This window comes from Streptomyces sp. CA-294286 (assembly GCF_050947155.1).
Lineage (GTDB): Bacteria > Actinomycetota > Actinomycetes > Streptomycetales > Streptomycetaceae > Streptomyces.
On record NZ_CP192004.1, the window covers coordinates 16,866 to 37,004 of the forward strand.

At 65.2% G+C, this 20,139-nt stretch carries 17 protein-coding genes and 2 pseudogenes; 9 read left to right on the forward strand and 10 right to left on the reverse strand.

The window, feature by feature from the left end:
• The first annotated feature begins 484 nt into the window (after positions 1-484).
• Positions 485-2,716, forward strand: coding sequence for an FG-GAP-like repeat-containing protein (locus ACQPZG_RS00065; protein WP_433543663.1), 2,232 nt, complete (start codon positions 485-487; stop codon positions 2,714-2,716).
• A 223-nt stretch (positions 2,717-2,939) separates the two neighbouring features.
• Positions 2,940-3,208: pseudogene (locus ACQPZG_RS00070) on the forward strand (IS3-like element ISMyma3 family transposase); the annotation flags it as partial.
• Positions 3,209-3,429: 221 nt separating this feature from the next.
• Here the strand turns inward: ACQPZG_RS00070 and ACQPZG_RS00075 are convergent.
• On the reverse strand, positions 3,430-4,155 hold the full coding sequence (locus ACQPZG_RS00075) for an SMI1/KNR4 family protein (protein WP_433543664.1): 726 nt from the start codon (positions 4,153-4,155) through the stop codon (positions 3,430-3,432).
• A 281-nt stretch (positions 4,156-4,436) separates the two neighbouring features.
• On the opposite strand from ACQPZG_RS00075, the pseudogene ACQPZG_RS00080 reads away from it, so the two are divergent.
• A pseudogene (locus tag ACQPZG_RS00080) lies at positions 4,437-5,558 on the forward strand (IS110 family transposase); the annotation flags it as partial.
• A 31-nt stretch (positions 5,559-5,589) separates the two neighbouring features.
• Here the strand turns inward: ACQPZG_RS00080 and ACQPZG_RS00085 are convergent.
• A complete protein-coding gene (locus ACQPZG_RS00085; RefSeq protein ID WP_433543665.1) occupies positions 5,590-6,507 on the reverse strand; it encodes an IS3 family transposase in 918 nt (305 codons plus the stop codon).
• A complete protein-coding gene (locus ACQPZG_RS00090; protein WP_433543666.1) occupies positions 6,504-6,812 on the reverse strand; it encodes a transposase in 309 nt (102 codons plus the stop codon). The genes ACQPZG_RS00085 and ACQPZG_RS00090 overlap by 4 nt, the downstream gene beginning before the upstream one ends.
• 506 nt (positions 6,813-7,318) lie before the next feature.
• On the opposite strand from ACQPZG_RS00090, the gene ACQPZG_RS00095 reads away from it, so the two are divergent.
• Positions 7,319-8,299: an endonuclease/exonuclease/phosphatase family protein gene (locus ACQPZG_RS00095; protein WP_433543667.1), complete on the forward strand. Its 981-nt coding sequence runs from the start codon at positions 7,319-7,321 to the stop codon at positions 8,297-8,299.
• 40 nt (positions 8,300-8,339) lie between these two features.
• On the opposite strand, the gene ACQPZG_RS00100 is transcribed toward ACQPZG_RS00095, so the two are convergent.
• Positions 8,340-8,846, reverse strand: coding sequence for a hypothetical protein (locus tag ACQPZG_RS00100; protein ID WP_433543668.1), 507 nt, complete (start codon positions 8,844-8,846; stop codon positions 8,340-8,342).
• A gap of 148 nt (positions 8,847-8,994) precedes the next feature.
• Here ACQPZG_RS00100 and ACQPZG_RS00105 point away from each other — a divergent pair, with 148 nt between their 5' ends.
• Entirely contained in the window at positions 8,995-10,185 is a 1,191-nt protein-coding gene (locus ACQPZG_RS00105; RefSeq protein WP_433543669.1) for an ISAs1 family transposase, read from the forward strand.
• A gap of 24 nt (positions 10,186-10,209) precedes the next feature.
• Positions 10,210-11,097 (forward strand): FG-GAP repeat domain-containing protein, encoded by an 888-nt coding sequence (locus tag ACQPZG_RS00110; RefSeq protein WP_433543670.1) that lies wholly within the window; start codon positions 10,210-10,212, stop codon positions 11,095-11,097.
• 68 nt (positions 11,098-11,165) lie between these two features.
• Here ACQPZG_RS00110 and ACQPZG_RS00115 read toward each other — a convergent pair whose 3' ends face one another.
• The 5 genes from ACQPZG_RS00115 to ACQPZG_RS00135 all read right to left on the reverse strand — a co-directional run bounded on the left by ACQPZG_RS00115 (position 11,166) and on the right by ACQPZG_RS00135 (position 16,744).
• Positions 11,166-12,332, reverse strand: a complete 1,167-nt coding sequence (locus tag ACQPZG_RS00115) for a glycosyltransferase family 4 protein (protein WP_433543671.1) — start codon at positions 12,330-12,332, stop codon at positions 11,166-11,168.
• A complete protein-coding gene (locus ACQPZG_RS00120; RefSeq protein WP_433543672.1) occupies positions 12,329-12,886 on the reverse strand; it encodes a hypothetical protein in 558 nt (185 codons plus the stop codon). The genes ACQPZG_RS00115 and ACQPZG_RS00120 overlap by 4 nt, the downstream gene beginning before the upstream one ends.
• 111 nt (positions 12,887-12,997) lie before the next feature.
• The gene (locus ACQPZG_RS00125; protein ID WP_433543673.1) at positions 12,998-15,289 is read right to left on the reverse strand and encodes a CDP-glycerol glycerophosphotransferase family protein; all 2,292 of its coding nucleotides are present in this window, start codon (positions 15,287-15,289) and stop codon (positions 12,998-13,000) included.
• Between the two features lie 418 nt (positions 15,290-15,707).
• On the reverse strand, positions 15,708-16,073 hold the full coding sequence (locus tag ACQPZG_RS00130) for a glycerophosphodiester phosphodiesterase (protein ID WP_433543674.1): 366 nt from the start codon (positions 16,071-16,073) through the stop codon (positions 15,708-15,710).
• On the reverse strand, positions 16,070-16,744 hold the full coding sequence (locus tag ACQPZG_RS00135; protein ID WP_433543675.1) for a glycerophosphodiester phosphodiesterase: 675 nt from the start codon (positions 16,742-16,744) through the stop codon (positions 16,070-16,072). The genes ACQPZG_RS00130 and ACQPZG_RS00135 overlap by 4 nt, the downstream gene beginning before the upstream one ends.
• A 316-nt stretch (positions 16,745-17,060) precedes the next feature.
• On the opposite strand from ACQPZG_RS00135, the gene ACQPZG_RS00140 reads away from it, so the two are divergent.
• Positions 17,061-18,041 carry a hypothetical protein gene (locus ACQPZG_RS00140; RefSeq protein WP_433543676.1) on the forward strand — a complete coding sequence of 327 codons (981 nt, stop codon included), beginning with the start codon at positions 17,061-17,063 and terminating at the stop codon, positions 18,039-18,041.
• Positions 18,042-18,299: 258 nt separating this feature from the next.
• Here ACQPZG_RS00140 and ACQPZG_RS00145 read toward each other — a convergent pair whose 3' ends face one another.
• Positions 18,300-18,971: a hypothetical protein gene (locus ACQPZG_RS00145; protein ID WP_433543677.1), complete on the reverse strand. Its 672-nt coding sequence runs from the start codon at positions 18,969-18,971 to the stop codon at positions 18,300-18,302.
• Between the two features lie 401 nt (positions 18,972-19,372).
• Between ACQPZG_RS00145 and ACQPZG_RS00150 the strand changes: the two genes are divergently transcribed.
• Positions 19,373-19,510 (forward strand): helicase associated domain-containing protein, encoded by a 138-nt coding sequence (locus ACQPZG_RS00150; RefSeq protein ID WP_433543678.1) that lies wholly within the window; start codon positions 19,373-19,375, stop codon positions 19,508-19,510.
• A 210-nt stretch (positions 19,511-19,720) separates the two neighbouring features.
• On the forward strand, positions 19,721-20,107 hold the full coding sequence (locus tag ACQPZG_RS00155) for an STAS domain-containing protein (RefSeq protein ID WP_433543679.1): 387 nt from the start codon (positions 19,721-19,723) through the stop codon (positions 20,105-20,107).
• The last annotated feature ends 32 nt before the right edge of the window (positions 20,108-20,139 follow it).

Here is a 20,139-nt window from a genome sequence, read left to right on the forward strand (position 1 = left end):
TCGGCTCGGTCGCGAGAACCGTGGCGTAGAAGGGGCGGCGGTGCCTCGCGGCGGCGCGGAGTCTGCGGTTCTGGCCGTAGGGACTGTCGGTGGCAACCCAGCCGAGGGGTACTTCGGCCCATGGAGTGCTTGACCATCTGTCGGCCCAGCTTGGGCTCTGTGAGCCGTCGCCTGCGCCCGTCGGCGGGTAATACGCCGGACGGGGCAGCGGTCGGCGTCGTTCCCGGATTAAGGCGGGGGTTGCGGTGTCGTCCCAGTTTCAGGTGTGGGTGTTTCAGTGATGACGGACCGCTCCTTGCCTGAGGAGGTCCTGGCCGATCTGAAGAAGCAGGAACAGCGGCCAGGCGAGCTCTACGGCAGGCGCTCGCTCCCCGGCCTCGCAGGCGCTATCTCCATCAAGTGAGGTGCAGCGCCGGGCAGTTATTTTTCACGTACAGCGCCCCGTACAGTATCAGCGACCTGACACACCACCAGAAGGAAACTCGTGATATCGCTAGGTCCAGCGCGAAAAGCGTTTACCTACGCCTGTATCGGCATCATCGCCGCAGGTACCGCCGCCTTCGGAGTGACGGCCACGCTCGGTGCCGGTATCAGTCACGCCGCCACAGCCCCGCAGGTAATGCCCAACCCGGTACGGATCATGCCGCTCGGCGATTCCATAACGGCGGGCTCGGGAAGTACCACAAAGGCAGGATACCGAGCACCGCTATGGAATCTCATTTCTGCGCAGAACCGCTACAGCGCTGATTTCGTCGGCTCCAGATCGGCGGGCGAGGTAGCCGATCCGGACAACGAAGGCCACAGTGGCTACAAAGTTGCCGGCATTCGCGCTTCGATAGACCAGTGGCAGGAATCCTCCTATCCGGACGCCGTACTTCTCCACCTCGGCATCAACGACCTACGAGCCGGCGCGGATCCCCTTGCAGCGGCCGAGGAGCTGTCCTCCCTCATCGACCGAATCCGGTCGAACCAGCCGACTGTCACCGTCCTCGTTCAAGGACTGCTTGTAGACACGCGTGGCCAGGAAGCACGAGCCGCTACTTACAACTCCTCGGTCAAGGCAAATATAGCTGCGCGACTCGACACAGGTCAGCACGTGCGCTACTTCGATTCCCCCCGTCTAGACGTAACCACGGAACTGCCCGACGGGCTGCACCCCAATGACGCCGGATACCGAAAAATGGCCGCTGTTTACAACGCAGCACTGGAGCAGGCCACCACCGATGGCTGGATCCAACACCGGTTTCCGAATGGTGTTCCGCTTCCGGCTGGTACGTCCTTGGGTAATGGTGAGGTTCTGACGTCGAAGGCGTCGAAGCTCGCCATGAACAATGGTGTGCTCAGCATCACGACCAATGCGGGCAAGGTCATCTGGTCTGCCGGCACCTCCGGCAATCCGGGTGCCAGGGCGGTAATGGAGGACAGCGGCAACCTCGCCATCTGTGCTCCTGCGGCTACCGACGCCGACCTCGCCGCGTGCGCGAGCGACACCACGAAGACCAAGCGTCTGTGGTCCACGAACATCCCGGCCGTGACGGCGGACCCGAACAACTCCGCGGCCGGTGCCGGCGGTGTGGCCGTGCTGCAAAACCGCGGCAACCTCGTCATCTACAACGCCAAGGGCCAGTCGCTGTGGACCAGCGGCACCGCCCCGCGCAACGACTACAACGGCGACGGCCGCAGCGACATGGCCGCCTGGTACTCCTACTCCGACGGCCACTCCGCACTGCAGACCATCAAGTCCAACGCGGACGGCTCCCTGGCACAGCCCTTCCAGTCATACTCCTCCGCCATAGGCAGCTGGAACATCGACAAGATCCAGCTCACCACCGGTGACTACAACGGTGACGGCCGCGGCGACACCGCCATCATGGCCAACTACGGCAACGGCAAAGCCCAGCTCTTCACCTCACTCGGCAAGCCCGACGGCGGCTTCGAAGCACCCTTCGTCGCCTGGACCTCCACCCCCGGAAGCTGGTACGCCGAGCGCGCCACACTCCACAGCGGCGACTTCGACGGCGACGGCCGCGACGACATCGCAGCCTGGTACGACTACTCCGACGGCCGCGACACGCTCCACACCTTCACTTCCACCCCCAAGGGAAGCTTCAACGCGCCTTTCTCGTCGTGGAGCAACCCCAAGGACTGGAACGTCGACAATATGAAGTTCGCGACCGGTGACTTCGACGCCGACGGCCGCGACGACATCGGCGGCCTCTACCGCTTCGCCGACGGCAGTATCAAAATGTTCAGCTTCCTCACCACAGCCGACGGCAAGTTCCAGGCCTCGCAAGGCTCCTGGGCCAGCTCCACCTTCGGCGACTGGAACCGCACAAACGTTCACGCCGGTGACTTCAACGCCGACGGCCGTGACGACATCGCCGCCTGGTACGACTACTCCGACGGCCGCGACGCCGTCCACTTCCTCAGTGCCAAGAGCGACCCCGACGGCCACTTCTCCACACCAGTGCAGATTTACGAGACCGCGGCAGGCAATTTCCACTACGCCCACATGCGCATGGTCGCCGGCGACTACAACGGCGACGGCCGAGACGACCTCGCCGCCATGTACGGCTACAGCGACGGCAAGGTCCGCATGTTCACCTGGACCGCCAACAAGGACAACAGACTGAACGGCGCTCTCGCCGGCTGGACCAGCGCCACCACCACCAGCTGGAACATCAACGTCAGCACCTTCCTCCGCAACGCCAACTAGATTCCGACAGAGCGACACCCACCCCTGGGATCGCGATAACGAACGTCCGACGCAAACAGGCCCCTTACGTACAGGGGTCACAACGGCCCCTGCGGGCCCTCCAAACAGGAGCCGCAAGGGCCGTTTGCATCCCCGCGTCTGTACGTGGCTCGATTCCCTAGAGGATCGAGCCACGGCCCGTCCGTCCGCTTATCCTGCCAAGCTTCGTGAGCGTTCGGCAGGCATGGTCACAGAGATCCACCACAACTGCCCAACTGAGTGGACCGCGATGGAGGCGGTTGCCGCGACGCTGGGCATCGGTTCTACCGAGACGGTACGAACGTGGGTCCGCAAAGCAGAGGTCGACGCCGGCCGGCGACCCAGGGTGACGTCCAAGGAGGTCGCGGAGACCAAACGGCTGCGCGCCGAGAACGCCGAACTGCGCAGAGCGAACGAGATCCTCAAGGCGGCCGCGGCCTTCTTCGCGGCCGAGCTCAACCGGCCATCGAAGCACCGCTCTCCGGGTCAGTACTGGGTACGCCGAGCCGCTGCAGCAGCCGCTCCAGCGGGCCGAACACCTCCCCGGGCCTTACCGCGGGCAGCTCGCGGAGTTGGTCCAGGGCCGGTCCAGATCACGGATGATGCGTGGTTATGAACGTTCTGCAAGCAGGGCATGGCTTGTGGCGGACTTCATGATCATGGAAACGGCCCTGCCTCGTGCGCCGGGCCGTGGGTCAGCGATAGTCGTTCTGCCAGTCGCCCGGGATCAGGTCACGGACACGGTCGACGGCTTTGGCCGTCCGTCCGCGGGCCAGGATGGCCGTGCCGTCGTCATCGCGCACAAGGACGTCTTGGCCCAAAAACCACCGGGTCTCCTCGCCCATGGGGTACGCAGGGAACGGCAGTCGGAGGAAGTTCGTCTCCAGCAGCTCGAGGCTGTTGTCATCGGGGTCGAGGAAGTCGCAGAGCTCTTCATCGGCCTGCAGAGCCTCGGAGAGAACAATTTCGACGAAGCACAAGGAAAGACGCGCCAGCCACTCCTCCCATCGCTCGGCGCCCTTGTCGGCAAGGTCGAGCCGGACGGCCACCGCGGGGTCGTCATCTGGGAGGCTGTCGAGAGGGATGCCCCAGGACGCGGCTCCCTGGTTCTCGTGACGGAAGACCAGGGCTTCCTTGGCGTCATCGACATACAGTTCTGCCGGGCCAAGCAGCACATCGTGGTTGCTGGTGAGATCCTGCCGGCGCCCGAACAGCAGATACGCCTCACGCAATGCCGTCGGCAGTGGGAGGCCCAGCCTTTCCTCGGCAGCATCAAGATCGGCTTCCGCCCATCCGTCTTCGCTTCCCAGAGCGGCGCCGGTCCAGTGGGCGGCGAACCCCAGGATGAACGTCCACGCGCCACTGCGTCCTTCCACGCCTCGGGCGAGTGAGGTGACAAGGTCGAACTCTTGTGTCGTCATGCCAGGACGATAGCCGCCCCACCGCCCGCCCTATCCCCTCCCCGACCAGGCGCTTCGGGAATCCGGGACATGCTGGACTCCCTAAGAATGTAGGCGGTCCGGGAGGACCGGGTGTGGCTGATGCTGGGTTGCCGTTGATGGCTCAAGGAGAATGGCCGCCCGACCCTCCGGGACGCTCCGACCACTGATTGAGGACTGCGGTCATCGCTGGTTAGGGACCTGTCGGCGGAGTGTTCTGCGGACCGTGAAAGTTCTGGTCACGGTGGAACGGAGCGACGGTCTTGAGCGCGTCTCGTACACGGATATGGGTCGACATCAATGCGGGCAAAGGGCATCACTGGGCGGTGGCGGTGGATGCCGACGGAGAGACGCTGTTCTCGACGAAGGTGATCAACGACGAAGCGCAGATCCTGACGCTCATCGGCACCGCCAAGGAGAAGGCTGACGAGGTGCGGTGGGCGGTGGATATCTCCGGCCGGGCGTCCACGCTGCTGCTGGCTCTGCTGATCGCCCATGGCCAGCAGGTGGTCTACGTGCCGGGGCGCACGGTCAACCGGATGTCCGGGACCTACCGGGGCGAGGGCAAGACCGATGCCAAGGACGCGAAGGTCATCGCGGATCAGGCCCGCATGCGCCGGGACTTCGCTCCGTTGGACACTCCGCCCGAACTGGTCTTCACCCTCCAGTTGCTGACGAAGTACCGTGCCGACCTGATCGCCGACCGGGTCCGGCTGATCAACAGGCTGCGTGACCTGCTGGTGGGCATCTGCCCCGCCCTGGAGCGGGCCTTCGACTACTCCGCGGCCAAAGGTCCCGTCGTCATGCTCACCGAGTACCAGACCCCGGCCGCTCTGCGGCGTATCGGCGTCAAGCGGCTGACGACCTGGCTGGAACGGCGCAAGGTCCGTGGTGCCCACGTCGTGGCCGCCAGCGCCGTGGAGGCCGCCAAGTCGCAGATGACCGCTCTGCCGGGTGAGAGGCGGGCCGCAGAGCTGGTCTGCGACCTGGCCCACCAACTCCTGGCCGTGGACGAGCGGATCAAGAACAACGAGCGGGAGATCCGCGAGAGCTTCCCCACCGACGACCAGGTCGAGATCATCGAGTCCATGCCCGGCATGGGCCCTATCCTGGGCGCCGAGTTCATCGCCATCGTCGGCGACCTGGGAGGCTACAAGGACGCCGGCCGCCTCGCTTCCCACGCCGGTCTGGCGCCGGTCGCCCGGGACTCCGGGCGTCGCACCGGCAACTACCACCGGCCCAAGCACTACCACCGGCGCCTGCGGCACATCTTCTACATGTCGGCGCAGGCCGCGATGATGCGGCCCGGCCCCTCCCGGGACTACTACCTCAAGAAGCGATCCGAGGGCCTGCTGCACACCCAAGCCCTGCTCTCGCTCGCCCGTTGAGGTTCCCCCGGTGTGCGGGAGGTGCTGATCAGCTGGTCAGAGCGGGTTGTTGGATGTTCAGGTTCGGTTGTTCGGCCGTCGCCCGGTCGGCGTAGTACTGCTCCTCGAACTCGATTGGGCTGAGGTAGCCGAGCCGTTTCTGGATGCGCCGGCTGTTGTAGAAACCGTCGATGTACTCGAAGAGCGCCAGGTTCGCCTCGGCCCTCGTGGCGAAGACGCGGCCGCGGACGCATTCAGTCTTGATCAGCATCCACAAGTTCTCGGCGAGAGCGTTATCGTACGAGTCCCCAACCGAGCCCATGGAAGCCTCAATTCCTGCCCGCAACAAGCGCGTTGTGAGCTTCACGGACGTGTGTTGACATCCGTGGTCGGCGTGGTTGATCAGTCGGCCGGGCTCGACGTCCCGGCTGGCCAGCGCGTATTCCAGCGAGGACAGGACCAGGTCGGCGTCCGCTCGGGCGGAGGTCTCCCAGGCCACCACCCGGCGTGAGAAGGCATCCCGGATCGCCGAGAGCCACAGCGGACCCTCAGTCGTGGTGATCACGGTGAGGTCGGTGACCCACAGCCGGTTCGGTGCGGGCGCGGTGAAGTCCCGCTCGACCAGGTCCGGGGCCAGGGTGGCCTTGGGGTCCCGGCGCGTGAAGCTGTTGCGGCGAGGGCTGATGCCCGCGAGATCGGCCTCGCGCATCAATCGCTCGACGCGTTTGCGGCCCACCTGGACGCCCTCGCGTTTGAGGACGGCGTGCACGCGCGGGGAGCCGTAGACCCCGCCGGAATCGGTGTGGATCTCGCGGATCCGGCCAGTGAGCTCGACGTCCTTGCGGACCCGTTCGCACGGTTCCTTCTCGGCGCGGCGCCAGCGGTAGTAGGTGGAGGAGGCGATGTGCAGTTCCCCGAGCGTGGGCTCGACCTCCAGGTGCGGGTGCTCGGTGAAGAGCGCCGTCACCTGGGCCGGGTCGGGTCGAGCTGGGCCGCGAAAAAAGCCGAGGCCGTCCGCAGAATCTCGTTCGCCCGCTTGAGCTGGGTGTTCTCCTTGCGCAGGGCCGCGAGCTCCTCGCGCTCGGCCATGGTCGGACGGTCGTCACGCTCGCCGGCATCGGCCTCGGCCTGGCGGATCCAGCCGCGCAGGGCCTCGGGATGCACCCCGAGATCGGCTGCCAGCCGCTTGATCTGCGGCTTCGGATCGGCGGAGCGGTACATCCCCACCGCACGATCACGCAACTCCTGCGGGTACTTCCTCGGTGCAGCCATAGCCAGAGTTCCTCTCATGAGACCCATCTGACCCGCTGTCACCACCCACCGCATCTCGGGGGAACCTCACGGGGCCATTCCTGTCGGCATGCACGGGAAAATGGGCCGGGGAGATGGTGGGGCGGGGTGCGTGGAACCCCTGCCGGGAATTGATCTCGGCAGGGGGCGTATCCGCGTTTCTGGCCGAGCATCGCGAGGCGTTGTTCCCGCCAGGGATCCGGCTGCGCCTTCCTGGTTTGTGGGGCCGAATCCGCCGCGCCGAGGCTAGGTGGCCGATCTGTCCGGCGCCGACCGGACCGCCCTCGTCGGCAAGTGCAACGCCGTCCTGGTGCTGTTCGGCTTCGCCACCGCATCCCATATCTCCGAACTGGCCGCCCTCGGTGTCATCTCGGTCGCGGACGCCGAGCACGGCGAGGTTGCGTACAACCATCGCCCTTTCCTGATTGTCGGACCTCAGTACGCCTCAACTTCCCCCGGCTGTCGGCTGGGGTTTCGCAAGGGATCACGTGAGAACACTCAGGTCAGGGCTGGCCGTGCTGCGAAGTCTGGTCTTCCTGCTCGCCGCCAGCGTCACCGGTACGCCGACCGCACGGGCGGCAGACGTAGTGGAAACGAGCACAGCGCCACCAGTCAGGTTCGCCACCTACAACATATGCGGGCATAATTGCGTAAAAGACGATGATAAAGGCCTTCGGGTAAGTGAAGTCATCAAGGAGACGGAGCCGACTGGGTGGGAAGCCGATGTCGTATTCGTTCAGGAGATATGCGAGTACCAGTACAACAGCATTCTAGGTACGCTGACCACACGAGGATACATCGGAAACTACGCTCAGACAATCCCGCCAAAGGGCAGGGAGGGTCTTTGCCTGAATAAGTCAGGCTACGGGATGGCCGTGTTTGTCAAGGGCGTTCCTGCTGCGAATGAAAACGGCTACAACTCCGCTGATACCGATTTGGATCTGAACACCTATCGGGACCCGGTCAACAAGGTCGGCCGCCTGGAGTCAGAGGACATCAAGAGTCCTTGCATCAAGGCATATGTGCAATCCCGGCCCATGTGGGCGTGCTCAGTGCACCTCTACTGGGGCGCGGAGAATGAGGCCACGTCGGCCTACCGTAACGCTGAGGCGAAGCTGCTCGGCGCCAAGGTAGCCGAATGGAATTCCATCGGCAACGGGACCCCCACAGTTGTTGGAGGAGACTTCAACACCCAGCCATGGAACCCCGGAACGGATCCCTTCTACGAGCCATTCCCGACTTTCGATCAGGGATCTGATGGGATAATGAGGGAAGTCGATGAAACGGATGCGGTGTTCTTTCAGCGGGACGCAACGGGAAGCGCAAAGAAATGTGTCGAGCTCAGGCTGACCCGCTGCCGCTCCCGTGAACCCACGCACTACGGGGCCAGTGCGAGAAAGATTGACTACATCTTCATGACGTCCCGCTTCTTCGCGGACGTCAAGCAGGGCCTCGGCAAAGTTCTGTGATGTCCGTCTTGGGAGAGCGCTTGGCGTTGGGGTGTGTTCGTCAGCGCAACGAGTGACGTTTTTGGTGCGGCTCGGGGAGCCCGAACGTCAGCCCGTTCTCGTCGAGGGCGTTGACGATGGTCAGCTGTTTCTCGGGGAAGAGGAAGCTCACGTCGACCGACCCCTGGGCGGACTTGTTTTCCATCCATTCGATGAGCTCGACGTCCTGGAGGACCTGGCCCTGGAGGGCGTGCAGCTCAGCGCGCGCGTCGTGGCGCCACTGCAGGTCGAAGTCGGGCCACAGGACCGGCTTGTGCGGGTCGATGGTGTTCCAGGTGATGGAGAGGTCGTCGAACTTGTGGTGGTTGATCTCGACCTGCTCCCCGTCGAAGTCGAGCAGGACGGGACAGTCGGGGAACCATTCGTTGTCCTGGAGGTCCCAGACCAGCCAGGCACGGGTCAGCGTGCGGCCGATGAGCGCGCGCAGCCGTTCGCCGTCGGCGGCCATGACGGCATTACGGCCGGTCAGCCACCGCGGCCGGTAGCTCTCGATCCCGAAGTTGAACACGCGAGGGTCCTCTCAGGGCGGTGCAGGTCCCGAACGCACCCCGCCACCCGCCAGCCGGGGTGGGGTGGGGTGGGACGGCAGAAACGAAGCAGGCACCGAATTCCATGATCATGTGAGTGTCGAGTTCCCATGATCCCTACGGAAGACCGTGCCTGCACCTGCATCCTCCCTGATCCCTCCCGTTCTTGACCAGCTCCGCGATCAGCCTCCCGCGCAGACGGCCGAACATCCTGGCCTGCTGGAACGCCTGGCCGAAGTCCCCGATCCGCGGGCCGCTCGCGGGATACGGCACGTTCTCGTCTACGTCCTGGCACTGGCAGCCTCGGCTGTACTGGCCGGCGCGACCTCGCTCCTGGCGGTCAGCGAATGGTCTGCCGACTCCCCGCAGACCGTCCGGGCCGCTCTCGGCGGACCGCTCGACGTACTGACCGGGCACTACCCGGTGCCCGGAGAGGCGACCCTGCGCCGGGTCCTTTCCCGCGTCGACGGCGACGCCCTCGATCAGGCCATCGGACGCTGGCTCGCGGACCGCCGCCAGACCATCCCGCAGGCCACCGGTCTGCGCGGGTTCGCCGTTGACGGCAAGAGTTTGCGCGGAGCTGCCCGCGCAGGCGGTCGCAAGATCCACCTCCTCGCCGCGCTCGACCACACCAGCGGCCTGGTCCTGGCCCAGCTCGACGTCGGCGAGAAGACGAACGAGATCACCTGCTTCCAACCACTCCTGGACACCGTGGCCGACCTCGCTGACGCGGTGGTCACCAGCGACGCACTCCACACCCAGCGTGAGCACGCCACCTACCTGACTGGACGCGCCGCGCACTACATCGTGATCGCCAAGGGGAACCAGAAGAAGCTCCGCCAACAGCTCAAAGCCCTTCCCTGGAAGGAGATCCCACTGCAGGACCGCACCCGCGCAACCGGCCACGGCCGCAGCGAGATCCGGCGTATCAAGGTCTGCACCGTGAGCAACCTCCTGTTCCCCGGCGCCCAGCAGGCCATCCAGCTCAAACGCCGCCGCGTGCACCGCAAGACCGGGAAGGTCACCCTGCACACCGTCCACGCGGTCACCAGCCTGACTGCAGAACAGGCGACTCCCGGCCAGTTAGCAACGCTGATCCGCGGCCACTGGTCAGTCGAATCGCTGCACCACGTCCGGGACACCACCTTCGCCGAGGACGCCTCGCAACTACGGACCGGCAACGCGCCCCGCGCGATGGCCACCTGGCGCAACCTTGCCATCGGCGCCCTCCGACTCGCCGGCGCAACCAACATCGCCGCCGGCCTGCGGTACAACGCCCGAGACCCCCACCGCCCCCTCGCTCTCCTCGGGATCAGATGATCGCGAAACGGGCGAAGTTCCACTTTGCCGAGGCCCTGGGACGTCAAGGGAGACGCACTGCCCCGCGACGCGGCCGTTTCCGATCACGCGAAACTGCGCGGCGCTGCCAGCTGGGCAGACTGCGTACCTTCCGCACCTGCCGCACTCGCCAAGGGCGCGGTCTTCCGTGTCGACGCCTCCGGCGCGCTGTTCCGCTACGCCGGCAAGACCAGCGGAGGCCTCGCGGCTCCGTGCAAGGTGGGATCCGGCTGGCGGGACATGCTTCACATCTCCCGCCAGGGAGGCACCTTGGTCGCCGTGGATGAGGCCGGTGACCTGTGGGGGTACCCGGCTGATCCGGCAACCGGCCGGTATTCCGGCAGCACCCGCGTGAAAGCGGGAAGCGGGCTCAAGGGCGCCGACGATGTACTCACTCCCGGGGACACCGACGGCGACGGTAACCCCGACCTTCTCGTGCGCCAGGGGGGCAAGCTGTGGCGTCACTCCGGCACGGCCACTGGTGGTTACCGCCCCACCGGGATACAGGTTGATCCCCCCGGCGTCGGCAAATCGTGGGGCGACTACAACATACTGATCGCCGCCGGCGACTTCGCCCGCGACGGTGCGACCGACCCGGTCCGCCCTGACCTCATCGGCAGGGACAGCGCCGGAGACCTCTGGCTCCACAAGGGCAACGGCGCCGGCGGCTACGCTCCGCGGGTCAGGATAGGCAACGGCTGGCAGACCTACACGGCTCTGGCTGCCCCTGGCGACCTCGACGGCGACAGCCACCCCGATCTGGTCGGCCGTGACCTTGTCACCGGCAAGGACTACGGCAACCTCTGGTTCTACAAGGGCAACGGCGCCGGCGGCTACGCCCCCCGTCAAAAGATCGGCAACGGCTACCCAACCGCCGACGAGCACCTCTTCTGACAGCGTGAGGCCGTTCCCAGACCACGGAGAACGGCCTCACGCCCACACTCACCATCGCAGCACCGTATTTATGGTGAGATTCTCTTGGCCGTGATCAGCTCCTTGTAGAGCTGCTCCCAGGAACGCGCGACAAGAGCAGGGCCGTACTCTGCGGCCTTCTTCAGCGCGGACTGGGAGAGGCGGCCGCGCAGTTCCTCGTCTTCGATGAGGCGGCTGATGCCGGCGGCCAGTGCATCCACGTCACGTTCGGGGACGAGAAGCCCGTCCACCCCATCGGTGATGAGTTCGCGAGGACCGACCGGGCAATTAAAGCTGACCACAGGGAGTCCACAGTTCATGGCCTCCAGCAAAACCATCCCGAAGCCCTCGGACCGCGAACTCATCGCGAAGATTGAGCCCTTCGCCAGTTCTGCGTCAAGGTTTTTTGTGGAACCCATGAGAAATACGTGGTTGTACAAGTGCTTGGTACGGACAAGCTTGCGGAGTCCTTCCAACGCCGGACCATGGCCATGAATGCGCAGGGTCCAGTCCGGATGCGTCATGGATACTTGGCTGAATGCCTCGATGAGCTTGTCGAAACCCTTGTTCTCGTCCAACCGTCCGGCACTGACGATCTGAGGCCGGCTGAGGTCGGTCTGGGGGACGTCCAGGGTGTGCAGCGCATTCGGGATGAGATCGACGCGAAGATCCGGGAATGCCTGGGTATAGGCGGCGCGGTCCCCTTGAGTGAGACAGACAACCGCGTCCAGCTTGACGTAGGCGGTGTCGATAGCCTCACGCCATTCCCCCTTGTGCGTGGAGAGGCCTGCGTGTTCCTGGACTATCCGGGTCAGTGAGGGATCCGTGAACTCCGCGACGACCAGGTTGATGGTGGGCCGGGTACCGATCACGATCCGGTCGTCCAGGCTCTGCAAGTAGCGGATCAGCGCGCTGATGCGGCGACGACTGTCAGCGTTCTTGGAGACACCCAGCGGCAGAAGCGTGTGCCAGGAGGTGTCCTCCTGGCCTTCGTATCCGTCCCAGTCCACGTAGGAATGGGGGCCGGTTCGGTTGTCCACGAGGGCGATCATCTTCACCCGCGGATCCAGCAGGAACGGTGGTTCCTCGTGGTACCGAAGCATGGTCGCGATCTCGACGTCATGGCCGTGCTCGGCCATGGCGTTGGCTTGGTTGAACACGGTGCGGACCGTGCCACCGACGCCGAACGCGTTGTAGATCAGATAGGAGAGTTTCATGCGGCACCCTGGTCGGAGGTGCTGATGCGGGCGGTGCGCACGGACAGGTCGTCGCTGTCGGTGTAGTACGGAAGCACAGCGACTCCAGCAAGCGACTGCTCGGGGAACTTCACTATCTGCTTCTTGCCCGGCATGTCGTCGAGGTGTCCGCCGACTCGCAAGATCACTTTTTTGCCTCCGCGTGTCGCCACCAGTTCCAAGTCCCAGAGCTCCTGGGGCAATGCGTCCCAGACTGCCAGGTCCCTCACGCGGACAACGGCCTCAAAATCCGCGCCGTCGCTAGTCACCGGGAAGAGCAACCGACGCGGAGTGGGCACAGAGGTGCCGGTCACTATGTGTTTGAACCGGTTCGTCAGCCGCCGGGTCACAGGCGGGGTGACGGTGTCGGACCGTTCTCGGGAGGTGAGTCGTAGCAGCCACTGCCTGTCCGCGGGTGCGGCATCAGGTACTCCACCGGTGACGACCGTGCCGAGAACTCGGATCCGGCCGTCGCGCGGCCAGACCTGTCTGACTTCTGCATGAGAACCAGTTGTGGCGCCTGTCTGCGCAGTCATGCTTCCTCCGTGCTCGTTGTTCGCCGACCAGAGAAGCCGGCTTGCAGATACGGGAAGGCACTGGGCAGAGCTTCTCAGCTCTGCCCAGTGCCTGGCGTGTGCGAAGCAGGCCTACGCGGCCGTAGTGTGCTGCTGCTGCGGCTCCCGGTCCGCCGCATCTGCATACGCAACCGTCGGCGACGGAGCGGGAATCCGCTCGTCCAGTGGCACGACAGGCAGATTCTCGGCGGATTCACCGAGCATGATCTGCCGGATCACCCGCTCGGCTGCGCGGCCGTCGTCGTACTCGCAGAACTTACGGCGGAACGCTTCGCGCAGGGTGTCGGACCGATCGTCGTTCCACGCTCCCGAAGTGAACACATCGAAGAGTTCGCCCTGTGTGCGTGCAACGTGACCGGGCGACTGCTCTAGGAGGTCGAAGTACACGCCGCGCGAGGCAGTGTAGACCTCCCAGTCGTCGGCATAGATCACGATCGGCCGATCAAGGTTGGCGTAGTCGAACATGATCGACGAGTAGTCCGTCAGCAGTACGTCCGCAGCCAGCTGCAGCTCCTCCGACGATGAGTGGTCAGTGACGTCGATCACTCGGGCTGATGCCACCAACTCCTTGAGTTCGGCAGTCCGTTCGTAGAAATGATGACCGCGCATCAATAGCACGAAGTCCTCGCCGAGGTCACTGGCGAGACGCGCGACGTCGAGCTGCGGGACAAAATTCTTGTTGTAATCGCGGTGGGTGGGCGCGTAGAGGATTGCGGTCTTCCCTTGCGGGATGCCCAGTTCTTCCCGAATACGGCGCACATCGTCCCCGGACGACGTGTACAGGACGTCGTTGCGCGGGTAACCCGTCTCCAGATTCTGGAAGGAACAGGGAAATGCCTGCTCCCACACACCGGAGGAGAATCGGTTGGAGGAGATGCAGTAGTCCCAGCGGTCCGAACGCTCCAGAAGCTTTCCGAAGCTCATTCCCTTAGCAGCCGCCGAGTAGGGCAGAAGATGGATGCCCATACGCTTCAGCGGCGTTCCGTGCTGTGTTTGCACATGGACTGTGCCGGGCCGCTTGAGGACCTTGTCCTCGAAGTTGACGTTATTGAAGAAGTATTTGGCGCGTGCCATGACTTCCCAGTACCGGGGTGTTCCCGGAATAACGAAATCGACCCCCGCGGGGAGCTTGGCGACTTCTTCCTGCTTGACGACCACCACGCCCCGGACATGCGGGGCTATCTTGCTCGCTGCGGCATGCAAGGCAGCGGGGTTGCACACGTAGGCGCGGCCCCAGTAGGACGAGTAAACTGCCAGGTTCGGGTCGACGGGCCGCTTGAGGGCGGCTTCGTACCCGCGGTCCAAGCGCTTGCGTGCCACCTTCTTCTGCACGGTGCGGACCTTCTTGCGCACCTCGCGATTTCCCTTGTTGGCCACCTTCATGGCCTGGTAGACCGGATATGCACCACGGGCTATCAGGGCATGACGGATTCCCGACTTCCCCTCGGGACGTACGTATCCCTCCGGCAAGTATCGCCGATAGTGCGCGGAGGCCAGAGAGAAGAATTCTGCGCGTGCCTCTTCGGGCACCCGGTTACTTTTCGCCAGAATGGCCACGAAGTGGTCGATCATCTGAGTGAAGAGCTGAGCTCGCCACTCCCTGAGCGCGGGGTCCTTGTCGACGAAGGCGAAGACCCGCGTGTACTGATCGAATATGTCAAAGTGCTTTCGGCTGACTGTGCGAAGGATGTTGCCTTGTCGGCGCTGACGGTAGTGGACGACGACTTCGTCCAGGGCGGCTACCCTGTGCGCTGACATCAGGACCGGGAACGTCCACGGCGTGTCTTCGTAGTAGCCCGGCGGGAAACGGAAGCCGCCCTGCTCGACGAAGTCACGCCGATACACCTTGTTCCACACGACCATCAGCAGTTTGAGGAACTCCGGGCGCTGCTTGGCCGTGAAGACCTCCGGCCCGTTCCCCTTGAATACCGCGGACAAGCTATTGCGAGTCAGTCCGCCCCACCAGTACGTACGCGCATAGTCGAAAATCAAGACATCCGGGTCGTCCGTCTTGGCCAGCCGGTCGGCTATGAGCTGCAGCGAACCGGGAGTAAGCGTGTCGTCGCTGTCAAGGAAGAACAAGTAGTCGCCGGTGGCGACCTCCATGCCCGCGTTCCGTGCACGGCCCAGACCCACGTTGTCCGTGAGGTGCACCGCCCGGACTCTGCTGTCGGCGGCAGCGTAGGCGTCCACGATCTCCCCGCACCGGTCCGGCGAGCAGTCGTTCACCGCTATGACCTCGATGTCACGGAAGGACTGCTCAAGGACGGAGTCGAGACACTCCCGCAGAAAGGGCTGCACCTGATAGATCGGCACAATTACACTTATTCGCGGCTTTATGCTCGGCATGTCCGACTCGTCCATTTGCTGGCCTTCCTGTATCTAGATCATCCATGGCGACACGCTGTCTGAACAAAACAAATCCGGCGGTCGGCTCGCGGTGTCAATTTGGCCTGGCGCGATCCCGGCTAGGACCTCAGTCGTCGCGCGCAGCACCCATGCCTCTAGCGAAATTTCCGCCGCGCGGTCACACAACCCCCATGGCTGACCCAAATCTTACTCGCGATGAAACCAAAGTTTCAGTCGGGGTTCGGTATGTACCTCCTGTTGATCCCAAGTGCGCGTGGTACTGGTTCGTTGGACTGTGCGCGAGTGAACTGGCTGCGATGCAAGGCACTTGTCACCGTCGGCGCGAGAGGCATCGCGGCTGCGGGCGGTGGCTGCGCTGAAGACGGGCCGAAGCTGTGAGCACGTGGCTGCGGCATGCCGGGAGGGGGCGGCTTCAGCGCGCTGCAAAGGGCGGGGGTGTGGCGCACTGGGTTGTGCGCCAGTCGACGAAGCCGTCGGAGACGTTGGTGATGATGCCGTCGACGTGCCAGGAGGCCGCCGCCTTCCAGTCGCGCTCCTTGTCGACTGTCCAGACGTACACCTTGACCCCCGACTTCTGCAGCCGGGCGACCTCCTGGGGCCTGGTCGACAGGCCCTTGAAGTTGACCGAGTACGCGGAAAGCGAGAACTTCTTCGCCGTGGCGACGGGGTCGGGGTCCACGGCGGATCTCAGCAGGGCCACCTGGGTGCGGTGAGGTGAGGTGTGTGCGTCCTTCACGACCTGTTCGTCGAAGGACTGCAGGACCGTGCGGCCTCTCATCCCGGCGTCCGCGACCTGCTGCAGGGCCCGATGGACAGCGGCAGCCGTCTGCGGGCCCTGATCTCCAGCAACAGGCGGGCCGAGCCCGCCTGCAGAGGCTTCAGCGCCTCTTTCAGGGTGGGTATGCGGCTTCCGCCGGTGACCGTCAGCCGGGAGAGCTGCACATCGGTCAGCCGGTCGATACGCCCGGTGCCGTCGGTCATCCTGTCGACGGTCTCGTCATGCATGAGCACCGGTGTGCCGTCCTTGGTGAACTGCACGTCCGTCTCCACCACCTCCGCCCCCTGGCGCACCGCCGCCTGGAGAGACGCGAGGGTGTTCTGCGGTACCGCCGGGGTGCGCCCCGGTGGCCGATGGTCTACGCACGGGGGCAGACGCCCGGGTCCTTCTTTGCCGACGGGGCACTGCTGGCGCGGCCGTCGGTTGCGGTGCTGCCCAGGCTGCCAGGTATGGTGCTGGCGGGGCCGACGCAAGCAGCCAGCGCGCACGCCAGCAGCGCCGTGGCGGCCGCCCTGAACGGCGCCCGCGCAGATTTCAGTGACATGGCAGATCTGCAGGTGGTTGTGCCGGTGCAAGAGTCGAAGGAAAACACGCTCCCCTCCCGACCCGGACAGCCACCTCTGGCGAACACGCAGGCACCCTGCATCCCCGACGGGCAAAGCTGACCGCATGGGCGCCCTTCCCAGGCTTGAGGGAGGGGCCCGGCTTGGGTCACCTTCGCGTTCCGTGCCCAGTCGGCGCGCCGCTCACGGGGCCCTCGTGTGCGGAGACCAGGGCCTGCAGCGCGCGCCGAAACCCCGGTAACTGCGCCGATGCACGTCCAGTACACGGTCCCCGAGCCGAGCGTCGGAGCCAAGGAGGGATCCTGGGGGCTTCTCAGCTCACTGCTGCTGCCCGTGTGCAGCGCTGCGCCGCTGAGCGCAAGGAGCGCGGCCGGCACACGCCACGCACGTGGACCCCCTCACGTCACGCAGAGAAGGAAAACCCATGCACGTCCTCAGGCGAACGACCGTCGCCACCACTGTCATGCTCGCGGCAATGTCGCTCGGTGCCTGCTCCTCGTCCGGATCGGTCTCCGACTCGGCGAAGGACAAGATTCCGATCAACCGGGCCAACTGGCCTGCGGAGGTGCCCGCTTCTGGACTGGTCAAGGGCCTGGAGCTGCCGCTTGAGTCCTACCTGCCCTCCTACGCGGATCAGGTCGCCGTCGACACCGCGCTGCGCACCCTGCAGACGCGGTGCATGGCCGAGTACGGGCTGACCGTCGATCTGCCGCGACCCGGCGCGAATCCGCCGCCCCACAGCAACGCCGTCTCGATCGAGCGGCGTTACGGCCTCAGCGACCGCGCACAGGCACAGAAGCACGGGTACGGGCTGCCGAAGGAGCTGACCCGGAGTCTCGAATCCGTCGAGAAGGGGCTTTCAGGCATCGAGGTGGAGGTCCTGACCGGGCGGAAGAAGCCCGAGTTCGCCCCGCCCAGGAGCGCCGAGGGCAGCGAGGGCCATTTCGGCAGGGTGCCGGAGCCCGCGCGCGCCGAGCACAACAGAAAGAAGCTGCACGTGGGCGGCTGCGCCGGCTGGTCGAAGCGGCGGCTCAAGGTCAACGAAGAAGATGCGGGCTTTGTCTCCAGGCTCGCCTCGACAAGCCTTTCCGAGTCCCGGCCTCTGAAGCCGGTCGAGAAGGCTCTCAAGAGCTGGTCGGCCTGCATGAAGGACAAGGGCCGCAAGGCCGCCGATCCGTACCGGGCGATGGAACAGGGCTACGCCGACGGCGACGGCACCACCAAGAACGCGATCGAGCTCGCGCTGGACGACATCGACTGCAAGAAGCAGACCCGCCTGATCGAGGTCTGGTTCCAGGAGGAGTCGGCCATCCAGAAGCGGCTGATCGAGGAGAACAAGGACCAGCTTGCCGCCCTCAAGAAGCGCATGAGCGAGGCCCTTGAGGCCGCGAAGGCCGTCAAGTAATCACAGAAGAAGAACAGTTGAGAACGATCAGGGCCGGTACCCCTGCGGCGACCCCGACCCAGAGGACGAGCGCGACCGCCATGAGGGCGACGACGACGGCGGTCCAGGTGAGAACGCCCGCCCACCGCCGGTAGGAAGCGGTGGCCTCACGGGCCTGCGGTGGCGCGTACGCGCCGGGCGGCCGGGGCCAGTGGGAGGGGAGGCTGCTGGTCGGGCATGGGACAAGTTCTACTGTGCGCGGTCCTGGAACACCATCCTTCACTTCTTCATAGCGTCCCACCTGATGGAGCTGAAACTGCGCACCAGGGCGACCAGCGCGGCCCCGAGCCGCCAGTCCAGGTCCGGTTCGTGCAGGTGCAGCTTGTCGCCGCCGGACCTGAACTCCAAGGGCATCCTGCCGCCCGCACGCCATCGGATGCGCCGGGGGCCGCGCGCGGCACCGCCCACGCCCGGGGAGTTGTCGAAGACGGAGACGAGGACGATCAGCACCATCAGGGGCAGACACAACCACCACACGAACCACCACACGATCCGGCCCTTGTAGCCCACCGCATCGGGGCCGCCGGGCGGGGTCACGATCCAGCGCGTGCGAAGGCCCCTGCCCCGGAACGTCTTCTCGCGCACGATCGTACCGATGTACTCGCCGTGCGCGCCGAGGACATGGAAGGTGGCGACACCGCCGACGGCGGACTGGGTCACCACCGTGGCCACCCGCTCCCGGCGGTGTTCGTCGGCCCACAAAACGAAGGCGCGGGTGCCGCGCTTGCGGGCCGCGAGATAGGCGGGTATGCCGCCCGGTGGCAGCTCGCGCTCCGGGTACGCAACCGCGCGGGCCGGTCCCGAACCGTCGGTGAAGTCGATCGAATCCCTGACTTTCCCCGGGTCCTGGACCCTTCCCTCGACGCTGTTCATACTCAGTACGTTGCTCACCCGGCGGGCTCCTAAAGGCTGCTAAGGGGGTGCGTCCAGCTGTCAACTGCCTACTCTATGGGCTGGATCTGTTCGGTCAGCCGCATCGGTTCGGCCGGCCCGTGCGGGAGCCGATGAGACAGGAGCGGCAGGCCCGCAAACCCACTGCCCCTTCATCCAGGCGGAGTTACCGGGAGATCGTGTTCCGGCCCGTCGCCGACGGGGTGTCTACCGTCAACGAATCTGCGCAACGCTCACCCGACCTGCGCAGCCAGGGCCGGGGCGAGAAGAATCCGCAGGCCACATACCGACCATGCCCCGCACCCTGCGCAGATGTAGTAAGCCAGCCCCACCGCAGGGTCACTCACTCAACCTGCACAGCCCCAGGTCAGAACGTGACTGCTGCTCAGTTCTACTGACCGGTGACAACCGTCGGCGGCGAGGCGGAGCCGGTGGTCGTGAAGCTGGGCGTATGGATCTCCCACACCAAAATGAGACGCGACAAGCTCACCCAGGAGCAGCTGAAAGCACTGCGGGAGCTCGGTACGCAGTGGACATGACTCGCCACCAGGCGAGTCCGACCTGTTGGTGCAGCTATCGGAGGCGTGCCAAGACTCGCTGCAGATCATCTCGGTCGAACGCGTGGCCGGAGGAAAGCAGGGTTCGAGTGCAGGAGTCCAGAGCAGCGATGAGCTCACTGCGCCCGGCCCCCTCGTCCTCGCCGTGGAAGGCGAGACCGACCCGCACGACGCCGCCTTCCTCGAACACCTTTGCGCCACCCTGCCCAGGACGGCACCATTCGACTGGTCCTCGACCTGACCGGCGTGACCTTCCTGGACTCCGCCGGCATCAACACCCTCCTGTACACCCACCGCACCATGACCGCTACCGGCGGCTGGCTGCGCCTGATCTGCCCCCTCCCCCACACGCGACCCCCTGCGCCTCTTCGGCCTGGACAAGGCCATCGCCCTGCACAACGACCTGGCACACGCCGTCCACCCACCACACGACTGACCCCGCGTGATTCGGCAGGAACAGCAGAAGCAAACACGGCAAGAAGTCACCGAGGCCGGCGCGTCAGGCGTCGACCGGGAGGGGTCGGGACCCTCACGACCTGCGGAGCCGGCTCCCGTGCCAGCACCAACCCCGACGGCTGACGGAGAAGCGGGACTCGACTCCTCCAGGCACC

What these genes read in the sequence shown, in the direction of transcription:
- ACQPZG_RS00120 (WP_433543672.1), bottom strand. Translation starts at nt 12,886, where the DNA reads ATGACTGCGCAGACAGGCGCCACAACTGGTTCTCATGCAGAAGTCAGA.
- ACQPZG_RS00115 (WP_433543671.1), bottom strand. Translation starts at nt 12,332, where the DNA reads ATGAAACTCTCCTATCTGATCTACAACGCGTTCGGCGTCGGTGGCACG.
- ACQPZG_RS00140 (WP_433543676.1), top strand. Translation starts at nt 17,061, where the DNA reads ATGCACGTCCTCAGGCGAACGACCGTCGCCACCACTGTCATGCTCGCG.
- ACQPZG_RS00135 (WP_433543675.1), bottom strand. Translation starts at nt 16,744, where the DNA reads ATGCGGTCAGCTTTGCCCGTCGGGGATGCAGGGTGCCTGCGTGTTCGC.
- ACQPZG_RS00075 (WP_433543664.1), bottom strand. Translation starts at nt 4,155, where the DNA reads ATGACGACACAAGAGTTCGACCTTGTCACCTCACTCGCCCGAGGCGTG.
- ACQPZG_RS00125 (WP_433543673.1), bottom strand. Translation starts at nt 15,289, where the DNA reads ATGGACGAGTCGGACATGCCGAGCATAAAGCCGCGAATAAGTGTAATT.
- ACQPZG_RS00130 (WP_433543674.1), bottom strand. Translation starts at nt 16,073, where the DNA reads ATGAGAGGCCGCACGGTCCTGCAGTCCTTCGACGAACAGGTCGTGAAG.
- ACQPZG_RS00090 (WP_433543666.1), bottom strand. Translation starts at nt 6,812, where the DNA reads ATGGCTGCACCGAGGAAGTACCCGCAGGAGTTGCGTGATCGTGCGGTG.